The sequence below is a fragment of the Pontivivens nitratireducens genome (genome assembly GCF_014235845.1).
Classification (GTDB): domain Bacteria; phylum Pseudomonadota; class Alphaproteobacteria; order Rhodobacterales; family Rhodobacteraceae; genus Pontivivens; species Pontivivens nitratireducens.
Window position 1 is genome coordinate 1 of record NZ_JACJUQ010000015.1, and the last position, 15998, is coordinate 15998.

The window sequence follows — 15998 nt, forward strand, 5'->3', positions numbered from 1 at the left end:
ACAACCTCCTCTGTCGGAGATACTGAATCACGCGACGAACGAATGGGGAAGCCTGATTATGGGGACAGGCCCTAGGCTATCACGACTTGGAGAGGGCGGCGCAAGGATAATGCCTGCACGACTATTCTGTGTCAGAAGCAAGACATCGCGGTTGAACTTCGGCGTTCCACCTTCATCTTGTTATGGACATCACAGGAGGTCCATCGTGGATCGTATTATCAAAAATTTCGTCTTGCTATGCGCCGCGTTGATGCTGCCCGCGTCCCTTCATGCACAGGACGCGCCGAACATGCGGGAAATAACGCGCGTTTCAACGCATATGGGAACGATGACCGCATCCTTCGTCAAGGAGCTGGACGAAGGGGAGCCGGTTACCACCCTGCAGTTCGAACCGTGGCAGATGCTGGACGATCTGTTTCGCGACGACATCGTGTTGCTGATGCGCCATGGGCCGACGGATTGGTCCAAGCGCGACGCCTCGAACGTCGCACCGACCGATTGCGCAAACCAGCGCATCATGACCAGTTACGGCATGGCGCGCATGCGCGAACTGGGTACGCTGCTGGCCGCGAATGAGGTTCGACCAGGCTCTATCGTGGTGTCCGAATGGTGCCGCAATCGCCAGACGCTCGACAACCTGATGATCGGATTCGAGCGGATCGACCCCGATTATGCCAATTCCATCGACGTTGAGGTTGATCCCGGCATGAACCTGCTGCTCTCGCTGCAAGGTGCACGTGACGCGGTGCCTCTGCGGGAACGGATTTCCTCATGGGAGGGGGATGAGAAGGGCCCGCTTCTGATTATCACCCACTTCACCAATATCGACGAGGTTACGAATTTCCACGTCTACGAGGGGGAGATTCTGGTGATCGACCCCAAGCGGAACAATCGCGTTCTGGGATATCTGCGCCTGCGCAGTGCCGAACCGGATGTCGGACATTTCAACGATGAAACCATACCGGAGGATGCGCCGGATGAGGTGACCTACTGAGGGTGTAGTGACTGCTGGCTCTCGAATCACACCCATCCCGCGTTCCGTCAGATTTGCTGCGAGCCGTGCGGCGCGGGCAGGAAATAGCGGCTATCCGCTATGGAAACCTCTGCTTTGAGGAGCGCGCGTGCACCTTGGCAGAAGCCCGGCGCCGGCCATGCAGCCACCCTGCGGGACCAGGTGCTCCACATGGTTGGGTGTGATGAATCGTCGCTGCGCATATCGGACAACAAGAGCGTTTTCCAAACTCTCCGAACTGACGTAAAGCTGTGCTCATGATAAACATGCAATCCTCCGTGACCCCTCCGATGCGTGCCCTGTGGACGCTGACCCTCGTTCTTTTCGCCATCGAGGCTTTGCTTCAACTCAACGATATCGGCCTGTCGGTGCTGTCGCGCAGGATCGCCTATACATACGGCGCATTCTGGCGCCCGCTGGTGTTTGCCGAGGTCGAGCCGGTCTTCGCGTTGCAACCTTTCACCATGTTCATCAGCCATGCCTTTCTGCATGGCAGCATTCTGCATGTCGTGATGAATGCGGTGATCCTGCTCAGCGTAGGGCGCCTGATCGTCACCATTTGCGGTGAGGCGCGGATGCTGGCGCTGTTCGTGCTCAGCGCAATCGCGGGCGGGGCCGGGTTCGCCCTGTTCGGACCGCAGGAACTGGTGCCGATGGTCGGCGCATCGGGGGCGGTGTTCGGCTTCATGGGCGCGTGGAAGCGCTGGGAAGTCATCGCTTTGCGCTCCACCGGGCGGTCCACCGCGCCCGTCTGGAAATTCATCGCGTCGCTGACCGTCCTGAACGTGGCGCTGCATTTCGGGCTGGGCGGCACATTGGCATGGCAGGCGCATCTCGGCGGTGCGCTGGCGGGATGGGTTCTGGCCCCCCTTCTGCGGGCACCGCGCCGACCTGCCTGATCGCGCCGCGATCTTGTCAAAGTGCAGCGGCAATCCCTATGTGCCACCTCAACACGAGATGAGGAGAGCCCCATGACCGATGACACCCGCTTCCCCGGCTGGCACGGAACCACCATCGTCGCGGTGCGCAAGGGCGGCCGCGTTGCGGTCGTCGGTGACGGTCAGGTCAGCGTTGGCCCGACCGTGATGAAGGGGACCGCCCGCAAGGTGCGTCGCCTGACCCCCGGCGGCTCGGACGTGGTGTGCGGCTTCGCCGGCTCGACCGCCGATGCGTTTACCCTGCTGGAACGGCTGGAAACCAAGCTGGAGGCGACACCGGGCAAGCTGGCCCGCGCCTGTGTCGATCTGGCCAAGGATTGGCGCACCGACAAGTATCTGCGCAATCTGGAGGCGATGCTGATCGTCACCGATGGCTCCGATCTGTTCATCGTGACCGGTGCGGGCGACGTGCTGGAACCCGAACACGACATCGCCGCCGTGGGATCCGGCGGCAACTTCGCGCTGGCCGCCGCCCGTGCCCTGATGGATCAGGACATGGATGCGGAGGCGATCGCCCGGCGCGCCCTGTCCATCGCTTCCGAGATCTGCGTCTACACCAACGGCAACGCGACGGTTGAGGTCATCTGACCTCCCGCCCTTGCCTGCCCCTTTGAGAGGACATCCAATGACCGACCTGACCCCGCGCGAAATCGTCACCGAGCTCGACCGCTTCATCATCGGCCAGGCCGACGCGAAACGTGCCGTTGCCGTGGCCCTGCGCAACCGCTGGCGGCGCCAGCGGCTGGACGACACCATGGCCGAGGAAGTGTACCCCAAGAACATCCTGATGATCGGACCCACCGGCGTGGGCAAAACGGAGATCTCGCGCAGGCTTGCCAAGCTGGCCCGCGCCCCGTTCATCAAGGTCGAGGCGACGAAGTTCACCGAAGTCGGCTATGTCGGTCGCGATGTCGAACAGATCATCCGCGATCTGGTGGACGCCGCCATCGTGATGACCCGCGAATATCGGCGTGAGGAGGTCAAATCCAAGGCGCATGAGGCAGCAGAGGCTCGCGTCATCGCCGCACTTGCCGGTGAGGGCGCGCGCGAGCAGACCCGCGATATGTTCCGCCGGAAACTGCGTGACGGATTGCTCGACGATACTGAAATCGAGGTTGAAGTGTCCGACACCTCGAACCCGCTGGGCGCCATGGACATCCCCGGTATGCCGCCCGGTGGTCAGATGATGGACCTCGGCTCGCTGTTCGGAAAGGCGATGGGCGGACGCAAGACCAAGAAACGCCTGCGCGTCGCCGACAGCTATGAGATTCTGATCGCAGAGGAAGCGGACAAGCTGCTGGATGAGGAGGCCCTGACGCGTGAGGCCGTGCAGGTCGTCGAACAATCCGGCATCGTCTTCATAGATGAGATCGACAAGGTCGCGAGCAAGCAGGACGGGCGTGGTGGAGAGGTCAGCCGCGAGGGCGTGCAGCGTGATCTGCTGCCCCTCATCGAAGGCACCACCGTTTCCACCAAGCATGGGCCGGTAAAGACCGATCACATCCTGTTCATCGCCTCGGGCGCATTTCACGTCGCGAAACCGTCGGACCTGCTGCCGGAACTGCAGGGCCGCCTGCCGATCCGGGTCGAACTGCGTGCCCTGACCGAAGCTGATTTCGTGCGCATCCTGACGGAGACGGACAACGCGTTGACCCGTCAGTACACCGCGCTTCTGGGAACCGAGGGCGTCACCGTGACCTTTACCGAGGAGGGCATCTCGAACCTTGCGCGGATCGCGGCGGAGGTGAACGCCAATATCGAAAATATCGGCGCGCGACGGCTCTACACCGTGCTGGAACGGGTTTTCGAGGAGTTGAGCTTCACCGCGCCCGACCGCAGCGGGGAAACGGTCCAGGTCGATGCCGCATTCGTGGAAAAACACTTGGGCGAACTGAGCCGATCCAACGACCTCAGCCGCTACGTGCTCTGACATTGCGGCTTTCCTGCTGAACACATCCCCGCCCTGCCCGTGTGATCAGGTGCTTCGGGCGGGGATATTTGCGGAAGCTGACGCGAGAAAAGGCGGCACATGGCAGTCGCCGGACAGGATGATGACGTGTCCCGCTCATGCGGCGCTGGCCTCCTGTCACGGATAGACTATCTTCACCCCATGACACTGCTCGCCTGCCCTTCCTGCGATATGCTCCACGATGTACCCGACCTGCCGCAGGGCCGTCGGGCCTATTGCCTGCGCTGCAATCACATGCTGGTTTCGGGGCGGCACACCTCGCTCGACCGAACGCTGGCGACAGGTTTCGCGATTGCCATCCTGATCGTGTTCGCGCTGTTCTTTCCGTTCCTGTCGATCGAGGAACTTGGCTTTTCCAATACCACCACCTTGCTGGGCGTGGCCGCGGCGTTTCTGGATGGATGGCTGATTCCGCTGACCCTTGCCGTTACCGCCAGCATCGTGGCGATTCCGCTGATCCGGGTGGCCTTGCTGATCTATGCACTGTTCCCGATCTGGCGCGGCCGCCCCCCCGCGCCCCACGCCGCCCGCGCCTTTCGCTGGTCAGAGGCATTGCGCCCCTGGTCGATGGCGGAGATCTTCGTGCTGGGCGCAGCGGTGGCATTGGTCAAGGTCGCGGACCTGGCCACGATCGGTTTCGGTCCGGCCTTCTGGGCGTTTTGCGCCGCCGTCTTCATCATCGCGTTCGAGCGGCAGATCACCGATGCCGCCTCGATCTGGTCGATGCTGGACAATGAGCCATGAACGTCCTGACCGCGCGCGAGGCCGGCCTCGTTTCTTGCCATCGGTGCGAACTGGTCCACGATCAGGGGGTCGCGCGCTGTCGGCGGTGCCATGCGCACCTGTCTTCGCGAAAACCCTATAGCCTGCAAAGGGTCTGGGCATGGCTGATCGCGGGGATCGTCGCCTATATTCCGGCCAACCTGTACCCGATGCTGGTAACACGGCAACTGGGCACGACGCATGAGGACACCATCGTCGGCGGCGTGATCGTTCTGGCGGATACCGGCGCCTACGGCATCGCGGGGATCGTCTTTTTTGCGTCCGTGGTGGTTCCGCTCTCCAAGTTCGGGGTGATCGCCCTGCTGGCGTGGTCCGTGACGCGCCCGAACAGTTTGAGCCAGCATTCGCGGCTTCACCTGCATGAGGTCATCGAATTCGTGGGCCGCTGGTCAATGATCGACGTGTTCGTCGTGGCCTTGCTGACGGCACTGGTCCAGTTGGGTGCGGCGGCCAGTGTGCATCCGGGGCCCGCTGCCGTATGCTTCGCCCTGTCAGTCGTTTTCACCATGCTGTCCGCGCAAGCGTTCGACCCGCGCCTGATCTGGGATCGTCCCGACACTTCGCCGAAGGAAACCTGATTTGACCGACCTGCCGCCCCCCGCCCCCCGGATCGAGACCGACGCCAAGCAGCCCTACTGGAAACGCGTGTCTCTGGTGTGGGCGATCCCCTTGGTTGCCCTGATCGTGGCCGCAGCAGTGACCTATCGGACCTATGCATCGCGGGGACCGGTCATTTTCGTACACTTCACCAATGCGGCGGGCATCGTGATCGGGCAGACCCCGCTGCGGTATCGCGATGTGAGGATCGGCCAGGTCGAGGATATCAGCTTTGGCCCCGGACTGGACGACGTTCTGGTCCATGTTCGGCTGGACCGCGATATCGCATCCTATCTGACCGAGGAGGCGGTGATCTGGATCGTGCAGCCAGAGATTACCGCGCAGGGGATCTCCGGCCTCAGAACGGTGGTCAGCGGCACCTATCTCGCGGCTCAGTTGCCCGATGAACCGGGCGAGCAGGTGACCGAACTGACGGGGCTGGAGCGCGCGCCCCTGACGCCGATCGACCAACCCGGCCTGCGCGTCACGCTGCGCACCGCGCTGGCCAGTTCCATCTCTCTGGGCTCCCCGGTGCTGTACAAGGGCATTGAGGTCGGTCAGGTCGAGGATCTGGAGCTTTCCAGTAATGGGCGCACGATCATCTATACCGCCTTCATACGTGAGCCCTATAACAACCTCATCACCGATGGGACGCGGTTCTGGGATGCGTCGGGATTCAACTTCACGCTGGATACCAGCGGCGCATCGCTGAATGTGGGCAGTCTGGCCGCGCTGCTGCGCGGGGGGGTCACGTTCGACACGGTTTTCGAGGGCGGATCGGCCGTCACGCAGGATCGCGGATTCCGTCTGTATCCGGACCCCGAAACCGCCCGCTCCTCGCTTTTCGATACGTTGGAACGCGCGCCGGTCACCGTCTCAGCGGTCTTTCCCGGTTCGGTCAGCGGCCTGCGGGTGGGGGCGCAAGTGTCCTATCGCGGGATCCCTGTCGGCACCGTCACCAGCCTGTCCGCGCGACTGGCCGGCGAGGAAGGACACCGCACGGTCGAGTTGATTGCCGCGTTCGAGATCGAGCCGGGGCGGCTCGGCCTGCCGGCGGGCTCCGACACCAGCATCACGCTTGATCTGTTGGCGGAGCTGGTTGCGGATAACGGGCTTCGCGCCCAGCTCAGCGCGCCATCAATCCTCAGCGGGGCGCAGAACATCGAGCTGACCGAAGTGCCGGACGCTGTGGCGGCCGTGCTTGACACGAATGTGCAACCCTTCCCCCGCATTCCCACGGTGGAGACGGACGCGAGCGGTCTGGCCGAAACAGCCGAGGGGTTGATGACCCGCATAGACGAATTGCCCATCGAGGCTGTTCTGAACGCGGCGACACAGGCCCTGACGGCTGTCACGTCCCTGCTCAACGATCCCGAGCTGCGGGAAATTCCCGCTGGCGCAAATGGCGCGATCGCGGATCTGCGCGATCTGTTGCAATCGGATGGCATTACGCAGGCCCCGGACGAATTGCTCGCCGGTCTGACCGCGCTGCGCGGTTTGCTGGAGGACGCGCAGCAGGCCGCTCTGATCGAGGCCTTCTCAACCGCGGTGGCTGATATCTCCACCCTGGCGGGCACCCTCAACCAGACCGCGGAGGAGATCACGCCCGAACTGGAATCGACCCTGATCGCCACCGAGGCATTCCTGACCTCGACGCAGGAAGTGCTGGACGATCCTTCGACCCGCGCGATCCCGATGCGGGCGGAGGCCCTGCTGGCGGAGGTGCAGGCCATCGTCTCCGACCCGGCCTTGCAAGCTGCGCCCGAAACGTTGCAAACCGCCCTGGCCCAGGCCGAGGCGATCCTGAACGAGTTCCGCGATGCGGACATCGCGACCCGCCTGGCCACCGCCCTGGATGAGGGCGCGTCTGCCGCCAACGGAATCGCCGATCTGACCACCGGCGCGGCCGACCTGCCTGATACCCTGGCCGCTGTGATCAAGGAGGTGGACGAACTGACGAACACGGCCACCGCATTCCTGTCCGACCCCGAGGTGACCGCCGCCCCGGCGGAGTTGACGGGGCTGCTGCGTTCCGCCCGGGAAATCCTGGACGACGAGGCGACCCGCGCCCTGCCTGAGGAAACGCTGGCCGGGATCGCGACCATCAACCGCACATTGGCCGCCATCGAGGAGGCGGACATCGCCACCCTGCTGGACGAAACGCTGACCTCTGCCACGCAGGCAGCGGCCCGTCTGGCCGAGATCGCTGAAGCGGCGGAGCCTGTTCCCGGTGCGCTGAACGATCTGATCGCGAATGCTGACTCGATCCTGACCGATCCCGGAACGCAGGCGCTGCCCAAGCAGGCCACAGCCGCGTTGAGCGCTCTGCGCACCTTGCTGGAGGATCCCGAGACGCAGGCATTGCCTGCCGATATCGGGGCCGGACTGCGCAGTGCCCGTATCCTGCTGGACGATCTGATCGCTGCGGAACTGGGCCAGCGCCTGCAGGATGCGCTCGCCGATGCGGGCCGCGCTGCGGCCAGCGTGGCGGAGGCGTCCGACGGCGTTCCCGACCTGATCGCGCGCATCGACGCCGTGGTGAAGGATGCCGAACAGGTGGAACTGGACGTTCTGGCCCGAACCGCGCAGGATCTGCTGCGCAGTGCCGATGACATCCTGTCCGCCCCCGGTGCGGAGGATCTGCCCGCCTCGCTGAACGGCGCACTGAACGAAGTTCGCGTAACCTTGGCCGAATTGCGCGGTGTCGGTGTGGCGCAGGGTCTGGGCGATACGCTGAGTACGGCGGAACGCGCGGCGGAGGCCATTCGTCTGGCCGCGCTCGATGTACCGGCGCTGTTGTCGCGACTGGATGCACTGACCTCTCAGGCTGGAACGACAATCGCCGCCTATAACGAGGATTCGCTCCTGAACGAAGAGGCCATTCGTGCCATCCGCGAATTCCGCGATACCGCCCGTGCGATCACCGCGCTGGTCAGGCAGATCGAACGCAACCCCAACTCCCTTCTCACCGGGCGCTGACGCACCCCTCGCAAAGGATCGACCCCATGCGTTTTCTCTTGCTCGCCCTCGCAATTACACTGATGGCCTGTAGCTCCGCGCCGGAACCGCGCATTCAGCTGGCCCCGATCGCACCCGCTGCCGAAACCACGGACAGCGTGGTGCAATACATCGAGCTGCGCGAAATCTCGCTGCCATATTACGCGCAGGGTGAGGAGATCGGCATTGTCGAGGCGGATGGCAGCGTGGCCTTGCGCACCGACATTCTGTGGGCCGACCTGCCCCCCCGGGCGCTGACCTTGCGGTTGGCGCAAACACTGGCCGCCCGCTTGCCCGAGACGGCCGTCGCGGCGGAACCCTGGCCCCTGCTCAGCCGCGCCGATCTGCGGATCGAGATTCAGGTCGCTCGGGCGCTGGGCCAGATCGGCGGCGACTACAATCTGGACGGTCAGTATTTCATAATCGCTGGCAATCTGGGCGAATATGAACGCGCGCAAAGCTTCGCGATCTCACAGCCTGTCGAAGGCATCGGGTTTACGGCGATCTCCATCGCGCAATCGGCCGCGTTCGATCAGTTGGCCGATCTGATCGTCGCGGATGTGGCTGAGGTCACGCCTGCCGACATTGGGCGGCGTTGATCATCATCCCAACGGGCAGCCTGGCTCTGCTGCGTATTCCAGCGCGATAAGTACCGCTTTTCTGGAAATTCCTCGATCTCGCGCGCAACGTCTGGTCGCGGCACACGGGACTTGCGCAACAATATGTCCCGCGTTATCTCCTGATGCAGTGCACCATCAAACGTGAGTCCCATCATGGCCCAGAAAGACCGCCCCTGGCTTTTCCGCACCTATGCGGGACATTCAACCGCCAGCGCATCCAACGCGCTTTACCGGTCAAATCTGGCAAAGGGCCAGACAGGGTTGAGCGTGGCGTTCGACCTGCCCACACAGACAGGCTATGACAGCGATCACGTGCTTGCCGGGGGCGAGGTTGGCAAGGTCGGCGTGCCGATCAGCCATCTTGGCGACATGCGCACCCTGTTCGCGGATATTCCGCTGGACCAGATGAACACTTCGATGACCATCAACGCCACCGCCGCGTGGCTGCTCGCACTCTACGTCACGGTGGCGGAGGAACAGGGCGCGGATATCGCCGCGCTCAAGGGCACGGTGCAGAACGACATCATCAAGGAATATCTGTCGCGCGGCACCTATGTCTTCCCTCCCGCGCCCAGCCTCAAGCTGATCGGGGACATCGCGGAGTATTGCTACACATCCGTTCCGAAATGGAACCCGATGAACGTCTGTTCCTACCACTTGCAGGAGGCCGGCGCCACGCCCGAGCAGGAGCTGGCCTTCGCGCTGGCCACCGCGACCGCCGTGCTGGACGAGGTTCGCCCCCGTGTGTCGGAGGAGGACTTCCCCGGCCTCGTCGCGCGGATTTCCTTCTTTGTGAACGCGGGCATCCGGTTCGTGACGGAGATGTGCAAGATGCGCGCCTTCGTGGACTTGTGGGACGAAATTTGCGCCGAACGCTACGGCGTTGAGGATCCCAAGCTGCGGCGCTTTCGCTATGGCGTGCAGGTCAATTCGCTGGGATTGACCGAGCAGCAGCCGGAAAACAACGTCTACCGGATCCTGATGGAAATGCTGGCCGTCACGCTCAGCAAGAAGGCCCGCGCCCGTGCCGTACAGCTTCCCGCGTGGAACGAAGCGCTGGGTCTGCCGCGCCCGTGGGATCAGCAATGGTCGCTGCGGATGCAGCAGATCATGGCGTATGAGACGGACCTGCTGGAATATGACGACCTGTTCGACGGCAACCCCGCTGTGGATCGCAAGGTCGAGGCGCTGAAAACCGGCGCGCGTGAGGAACTGGCACGGATCGACGAGATGGGCGGCGCTGTCGCGGCCATCGACTACATGAAATCGCGTCTGGTTGAGAGCAACGCCGACCGGCTGGTCAGGATCGAGCGGGGCGACACCACCGTTGTCGGCGTCAATGCCTTCACCGGCGGTGAAAAATCCCCCCTGGTTGATGAGCAGGGCGGCATCATGACCGTCGATCCGGCGGTGGAGCAGGAACAGATCGACCGTTTGCAGGCCTGGCGCGATGACCGTGACGATCTGGCCGTGCGCCGCGCGCTCGACGATCTGCGCAGCGCCGCGCGTGAGGGGCGCAACATCATGCCGCCGTCGATCGCCTGTGCGAAAGCAGGCGTTACCACCGGCGAATGGGGCACTGCGATCCGCGCCGAATTCGGTGAGTACCGCGCGCCCACCGGCGTCTCCAAGGCTGTCAGCAACGCTGCCACCGGACTGGACGACCTGCGTGAGGCCGTCGGTGACGTCGCCGCCCGTCTGGGCCGCCCGCTGACTTTTCTTGTGGGCAAGCCGGGGTTGGACGGGCATTCCAATGGCGCCGAGCAGATCGCCTGTCGCGCCCGCGATGCGGGGATGGACGTGATCTATGATGGCATCCGTCTGACCCCCGAACAGATTGTCACCGCCGCGCGCGAGGGGCGCGCCCATGTGATCGGCCTGTCGATCCTGTCCGGCTCACACCTGCCGCTGGTCCGCGACATGTTGGCCCGTCTGGCGGCAGAAAACCTGACGGTGCCCGTCGTCGTCGGCGGCATCATACCTGAGGAAGACGCCGCGCAACTGCGCAAGGATGGCGTGGCGCGGGTCTATACGCCCAAGGATTTCGAACTGAACCGCATCATGTTCGATCTGGTCGATCTGGTCGATCCCGACCGGACCGTCGCCGCCGAGTAATCACCGTCGAATGGTCGCTACCGCCGCGCCCATCGCGCGGCGGCGGCCCCTGCGTGCCGCCCCGTGGCGATACAGGCCGTCAACAGGTAGCCCCCGGTCGGAGCCTCCCAATCGAGCATCTCCCCCGCGGCGAAGGTACCTAGATACGCAGTCAGCATCAGCCCCTCGTCCAGTTCGCCAGCCTTGATGCCCCCCGCGACGGAGATCGCCTCATCCATCGGGCGCGGTCGGATCAGCCGCAGCGGGCACGCCTTGATCCGAGCCGCAATGGCAGGCGCGTCGCCCAGCGGCCCCGCCTCCCTCAACAGGGCCAGCTTGACCGGTGGCAGACCTGTCACCTTGCGCAAATGGTTGCTCATCGACTGCTTGCCGCGCGGTTTGGCAATCGCCTGTTCCAGCGCCGCTCCATCCCGCCCGGGGGCCAGATCGAGGGCGGCATCCGGCGCGTCGCGCAGCAGGGAGGACATCGCGTAGATCAGGCTGCCCTCCACGCCCGTCTTGCTGATGACGAATTCGCCCTGTCGTCGCGTGTCGCCATGGATCAGCGCCACATCCTTGACCGGCGTGCCGGAAAACCGTGCCATATGCGGCGACCAGTCCACGTCGAACCCCATGTTGGCAGGACGAAACGGCGCAATGGCCAGATCCCCCATCCGTTCAACCCACAGCCCGTCCGAGCCGAGCCGCGACCACGAGGCACCGCCCATCGCCAGCACGCTGGCCCGTGGTCTGACCGCCACAGCCCCGCGTGGCGTGTCGAACCGATGGGTGCCGTCATCCTGCCCCAGCCAGCGCCAGCGCACCATGATATCGACGGGGGCGAGCCGGGCCAGCCAAGCCCGCAGCAGGGGTGAGGCCTTCATCGCGACCGGAAACACCCGTCCGCTCGACCCGGTAAAGACCTCCTGCCCCAATCCAGCGGCCCATGCCCGCATGGCATCTGCATCAAAGTCGCGCAGGATCGGGGCCAGCCAAGGGGCCCCGCAGGCGGAGACGATCTGGTCCGCGCTCTCATCCTTGGTCAGGTTCAAACCAGATTTTCCGGCCATCAGAAACTTGCGGCCGACGCTGGGTTTCTGTTCCGTCAGCAAAACGCTGGCCCCGGCGGCGGAGGCGACCTCGGCCGCGGCCAGCCCGGCAGGACCGCCCCCCACGATCAGAACATCGGGCGTCAGGATCATTCAGAAACTGGTCGTAAGCGAAAACTCCGCACCATAGGCCTCATAGTCATATCGCACATCGTTCGACGAACTGTTCGTCCATGTCAGACTGACCCGAGGCGTCACACCCCGGAACTGGATGCGAGAGGACAAGGCACTGATGCGAAGACGGGTGATGTCATCCTCACGAATGCCGCCAACCAGCGAACTGACGCCGCGATAGGTCCGGCGCCTGAACTCCACCGATCCATCCAGCACCATGCCGTTGGCAAAGCCGCGATAGGCGCCAAGCTCGAACCCCAACGCGTCATAGCTCTCGGCCTCATAAAGCGTCTCGGAGGTTCCCGCGAGCACGCCGAAGCTGACGCCCTGCCGGGCGGACAGCGCCTTGTGCAAGGTCACCTCGGCGTTCTGGTTGATCTGGTCGGGGTTCCGACGAAAATCACGATCGGTATAGGAATATTCGCCCTGAATGCGCATTCCATCACCGAAGGACAGACGCCCGGCGATCCGCGCGCCCAGCCCCGAGTCGAAGGAATTGCCGTCGACCCAACGCTGATCGCTGACGAGTTCGACCGTCGCGCGGCGTGTCGGCGGGCCGAAATGCATCCCCACGCGACCGGTGAGAATCTGGTTGTCGAACTGTGAATTGGGGTAATCGTTGATCTGCGCCGCGCCCGCGAAATAGAGCTGGCGATCCTGAATCATCGGTATGGCGTAGATCGCAGTGCCACCATAACTGACACCGACCCCGGATTCCTGCTCTGCCCCTACGATGAAGTTCAGCGGCAGGCCATTGAAATCTAGAACGACGGTACGCTGACCGGCGCCGCTGTTGAGGTTGGTGGACGGCGCGATGGTCAGAAAGGTCGAGAAGCTCAACCGGTTGTCAGGCATTACGGCATCGATCGCCGCCTCAAAGAACTCCCGCTCACCGGCATTTTCCGCGGCCTCGGCCAGAATGTTGAGGTGGAATTGCGCCCCGTCCGTCTGATCCATCAGGGCGAGGACTTGTGCCAGCTCCAACCGCACCAGGCGAAACTCCGGCTGCTCGGCCAGAATCTGGCGAAGCAGGACCGACGCTTCCTCCAGCCGCCCGGTCACGCGATAGATGATCGCTTGCAGATAGGCCGCCTGATAGCCGTAATCGCGCTCATCGAAGATCGAGCCGTTCAGCAGCAACTGTGCCTGCGCGACCTGACCGTTTTCGACCAACGTGCGGATTACGCCGATCTGCTCAGCCTGGCTCAGATCGACGTAAAGGACCTCACGCCCCTGATCGGGCTGCTGGGCGGCTGCGGGCAGCGTGAGGCAGCAGGCCGCCATGACCAGTGCAACCCGGACGAATAACTTGAAATCGGCGCCCATGTTTATTGAGCGCCACCGGCCGTGAGCGAAAGGATGAAGCCGACGGGGCCCGTGGGAGTGACGCTGGAATCCCCCGAATCCATGTCGTCGATGAAGATCGTCCCCTCCAGAATGCCGCTCATCGCGACCTCGGCCGCGTCCTCGCCGAAAAACCCGCCCGAGACGAGAGCCGCCGTTTCGCCAACGGGCGGGCCGCTGAAGATGTCGAGTTGATTGCCCGCCGCATCGGTGAACCACATCTGGGTGCCCGAGGCCGAGTTGCCCGTGATGTCGGCCTGCATGAACAATCCGGCCACCTGATCGGTCAGCAGGTTATCGTCGTTCGTGTTGCCGATCTGCTCCCCGACCAGCTCCAGGTTCGCAATATCGGCTGTCAGCGTAGCTGCGCCGAAATCTGCGATGATGTCGAAGCTGGGCGCGTCCTTCGTGCTGGCATCCTGTAACCGCATGGAGGCGATGGCGTTTGCGCCCCGGCGATAATATCCGTTCTGCACCAGTATGGCGGAGGAATAGGTCGCCTGATTGGCGGTGGGAACGCTGGCCGTCTCGTTCCCGATGAAACCGACGCCGAAGATGCCCTCATTCGTGCCGCTGTCAAAGCTGCTGACCTCGATCGCGCTGACATCGTGCAGCACCAGTTCACGCGGGCTGCCCACCAGATAGACGCTCAACCCCGCGATCTGCGTTCTGGCATCGGTGCGCGCGTTCGTGTCACCGAAGCTGCTTTCCTCGAAATAGGTGGTTCCCTCGACCCCGGCCACATCCGTGAAGGTCGCGCCACGGTCCAGCGCACCCGTGACCGCTACGTCGGTCAGCGTATCGACCAGGGCTTCCTGCCGTCTGGGCCTCGTGGTGCTGCCCGACGGATCAGCCGTCGATGATACAGTGATTGCAAGACCGGAGGATGTCCGGTCACTGGCCTGAACCTCAGTCGGGGTGGTCGTGTATTCCGTGCCGTTCGCCCCGGTGGAAGAGGTTTGCGTGGCACCCAATTGCGCCGCCAAAATCGTGCCCGACGCGATAACCGGCAGATTGATCGCCGTCGATGGGGTGGATCCCCCCCCACAGGCACTTAGAACCAGTGGGAGGGCCAGAACCGGCAAAAAAGAGGTTTTCATAACATGCTCCATCGACGCGCTTGCGCCAATATAGACACGTACGCCCCCCTTATGTCTTTACCCGATAGGGTAAGTTTCTCAGAAAAACGCCTGTAGTCCGGTCTGCGCACGGCCCAGAATCAGCGCATGAACGTCATGCGTGCCCTCGTAGGTGTTCACCGTTTCCAGGTTCTGCGCATGTCTGAGGACATGATATTCCGCCTGAATACCGTTGCCGCCGTGCATGTCGCGGGCCTGACGTGCGATATCCAGCGCCTTGCCGCAATTGTTGCGCTTGATAAGCGAGATCATCTCGGGCGCGGCGCGGCCCTCATCCATCAGACGCCCGACCCGCAGGGCGGCCTGCAACCCCAGCGTGATTTCCGTCTGCATGTCGGCCAGTTTCTTCTGGAACAGCTGCGTCTGTGCCAGCGGGCGGCCGAACTGGTGACGGTCCAGGCCATATTGCCGCGAACGCTGCCAGCATTCCTCCGCCGATCCCATCACGCCCCAGGCGATACCGTAGCGGGCGCGGTTCAGACAGCCGAACGGCCCCTTGAGGCCCTCGACATTCGGCAACAGCGCGTCGTCACCGACCTCAACCCCTTCCAGCACGATTTCACCCGTGATGGATGCGCGCAGCGACAGCTTGCCGCCGATCTTTGGTGCGCTCAGCCCCTTCATGCCCTTTTCCAGAACGAAGCCGCGAATCTTGCCGTCATGCGCCTCCGACTTTGCCCAAACGACAAACACATCCGCGATGGGCGCGTTGGAGATCCACATCTTCGCGCCGTTCAGCACGTAGCCGCCATCGGTTTTCCTGGCGACCGTCTTCATTCCGGCGGGGTCGGAGCCCGCATCCGGTTCCGTCAGGCCGAAGCACCCGATCCATTCGCCCGAGGCCAGCTTCGGCAAGTATTTGCGGCGCTGCTCTTCCGATCCGTAGGCCTGAATCGGGTACATCACCAGGGACGATTGCACCGACATCATCGAGCGATAGCCGGAATCCACCCGCTCCACCTCACGCGCGATCAGGCCGTAGCTGACATAGCCCGCGCCCAGCCCGCCATATTCCTCGGGCACGGTCGCGCCCAGCAGGCCCATCGCACCCATTTCACGGAAAATCTCGGGGTCCGTGGTTTCGTTCAGATAGGCGTCCGTGACCCGTTTCATCAGGTTGTCCTGCGCGAAGGTCCGGGCGCTGTTGGACAGCATCCTTTCCTCCTCGGTCAACTGATCGTCGAGCAGGAACGGATCCTCCCATTTGAAGGACGCGAGTGAGGGGCCATGGCCCCCGGTCTGGGCATTGGACATGCTGGGTCTCCTTTATTCGCGGTATCGC

Annotated in this window: 13 protein-coding genes; 9 read left to right on the plus strand and 4 right to left on the minus strand. The window is 63.5% G+C overall.

Annotated elements, in window-relative coordinates:
• Nucleotides 1–205: 205 nt before the first annotated feature.
• The 9 genes from H1S03_RS14305 (at nt 206) to H1S03_RS14345 (ending at nt 11031) form a co-directional block, all read left to right on the plus strand.
• Nucleotides 206–994 carry a histidine phosphatase family protein gene (locus tag H1S03_RS14305; protein ID WP_221892716.1) on the plus strand — a complete coding sequence of 263 codons (789 nt, stop codon included), beginning with the start codon at nt 206–208 and terminating at the stop codon, nt 992–994.
• Between the two features lie 275 nt (nt 995–1269).
• Nucleotides 1270–1911 carry a rhomboid family intramembrane serine protease gene (locus H1S03_RS14310; RefSeq protein ID WP_185805006.1) on the plus strand — a complete coding sequence of 214 codons (642 nt, stop codon included), beginning with the start codon at nt 1270–1272 and terminating at the stop codon, nt 1909–1911.
• 72 nt (nt 1912–1983) lie between these two features.
• Nucleotides 1984–2538, plus strand: coding sequence for an ATP-dependent protease subunit HslV (gene hslV / locus H1S03_RS14315; protein ID WP_166187890.1), 555 nt, complete (start codon nt 1984–1986; stop codon nt 2536–2538).
• A gap of 37 nt (nt 2539–2575) precedes the next feature.
• A complete protein-coding gene (hslU, locus tag H1S03_RS14320) occupies nt 2576–3880 on the plus strand; it encodes an ATP-dependent protease ATPase subunit HslU (protein ID WP_185805007.1) in 1305 nt (434 codons plus the stop codon).
• 210 nt (nt 3881–4090) lie between these two features.
• The gene (locus tag H1S03_RS14325; RefSeq protein WP_249777942.1) at nt 4091–4663 is read left to right on the plus strand and encodes a paraquat-inducible protein A; all 573 of its coding nucleotides are present in this window, start codon (nt 4091–4093) and stop codon (nt 4661–4663) included.
• Nucleotides 4660–5280 (plus strand): paraquat-inducible protein A, encoded by a 621-nt coding sequence (locus tag H1S03_RS14330; protein ID WP_166187895.1) that lies wholly within the window; start codon nt 4660–4662, stop codon nt 5278–5280. The genes H1S03_RS14325 and H1S03_RS14330 overlap by 4 nt, the downstream gene beginning before the upstream one ends.
• Before the next feature lies 1 nt (nt 5281).
• A complete protein-coding gene (locus tag H1S03_RS14335; RefSeq protein ID WP_185805008.1) occupies nt 5282–8278 on the plus strand; it encodes an MlaD family protein in 2997 nt (998 codons plus the stop codon).
• A gap of 26 nt (nt 8279–8304) precedes the next feature.
• Nucleotides 8305–8895 carry a PqiC family protein gene (locus H1S03_RS14340; RefSeq protein ID WP_185805009.1) on the plus strand — a complete coding sequence of 197 codons (591 nt, stop codon included), beginning with the start codon at nt 8305–8307 and terminating at the stop codon, nt 8893–8895.
• Between the two features lie 174 nt (nt 8896–9069).
• On the plus strand, nt 9070–11031 hold the full coding sequence (locus H1S03_RS14345) for a protein meaA (RefSeq protein ID WP_185805010.1): 1962 nt from the start codon (nt 9070–9072) through the stop codon (nt 11029–11031).
• Between the two features lie 17 nt (nt 11032–11048).
• On the opposite strand, the gene H1S03_RS14350 is transcribed toward H1S03_RS14345, so the two are convergent.
• From H1S03_RS14350 to H1S03_RS14365, 4 genes are all read right to left on the minus strand, one after another.
• Complete coding sequence (locus H1S03_RS14350) at nt 11049–12212, minus strand: TIGR03862 family flavoprotein (protein ID WP_185805011.1); 1164 nt, start codon at nt 12210–12212, stop codon at nt 11049–11051.
• Nucleotides 12213–13559 carry a porin family protein gene (locus H1S03_RS14355; RefSeq protein ID WP_185805012.1) on the minus strand — a complete coding sequence of 449 codons (1347 nt, stop codon included), beginning with the start codon at nt 13557–13559 and terminating at the stop codon, nt 12213–12215. It lies immediately after the preceding gene.
• A gap of 2 nt (nt 13560–13561) precedes the next feature.
• Entirely contained in the window at nt 13562–14677 is a 1116-nt protein-coding gene (locus H1S03_RS14360) for a transferrin-binding protein-like solute binding protein (RefSeq protein ID WP_185805013.1), read from the minus strand.
• Between the two features lie 78 nt (nt 14678–14755).
• Nucleotides 14756–15970 (minus strand): acyl-CoA dehydrogenase, encoded by a 1215-nt coding sequence (locus H1S03_RS14365; RefSeq protein ID WP_185805014.1) that lies wholly within the window; start codon nt 15968–15970, stop codon nt 14756–14758.
• Nucleotides 15971–15998 lie beyond the last annotated feature (28 nt).

What these genes read in the sequence shown, in the direction of transcription:
- H1S03_RS14310 (WP_185805006.1), top strand. Translation starts at nt 1,270, where the DNA reads ATGATAAACATGCAATCCTCCGTGACCCCTCCGATGCGTGCCCTGTGG.
- hslV (WP_166187890.1), top strand. Translation starts at nt 1,984, where the DNA reads ATGACCGATGACACCCGCTTCCCCGGCTGGCACGGAACCACCATCGTC.
- hslU (WP_185805007.1), top strand. Translation starts at nt 2,576, where the DNA reads ATGACCGACCTGACCCCGCGCGAAATCGTCACCGAGCTCGACCGCTTC.
- H1S03_RS14325 (WP_249777942.1), top strand. Translation starts at nt 4,091, where the DNA reads ATGCTCCACGATGTACCCGACCTGCCGCAGGGCCGTCGGGCCTATTGC.
- H1S03_RS14330 (WP_166187895.1), top strand. Translation starts at nt 4,660, where the DNA reads ATGAACGTCCTGACCGCGCGCGAGGCCGGCCTCGTTTCTTGCCATCGG.
- H1S03_RS14340 (WP_185805009.1), top strand. Translation starts at nt 8,305, where the DNA reads ATGCGTTTTCTCTTGCTCGCCCTCGCAATTACACTGATGGCCTGTAGC.
- H1S03_RS14345 (WP_185805010.1), top strand. Translation starts at nt 9,070, where the DNA reads ATGGCCCAGAAAGACCGCCCCTGGCTTTTCCGCACCTATGCGGGACAT.
- H1S03_RS14350 (WP_185805011.1), bottom strand. Translation starts at nt 12,212, where the DNA reads ATGATCCTGACGCCCGATGTTCTGATCGTGGGGGGCGGTCCTGCCGGG.
- H1S03_RS14355 (WP_185805012.1), bottom strand. Translation starts at nt 13,559, where the DNA reads ATGGGCGCCGATTTCAAGTTATTCGTCCGGGTTGCACTGGTCATGGCG.
- H1S03_RS14360 (WP_185805013.1), bottom strand. Translation starts at nt 14,677, where the DNA reads ATGAAAACCTCTTTTTTGCCGGTTCTGGCCCTCCCACTGGTTCTAAGT.
- H1S03_RS14365 (WP_185805014.1), bottom strand. Translation starts at nt 15,970, where the DNA reads ATGTCCAATGCCCAGACCGGGGGCCATGGCCCCTCACTCGCGTCCTTC.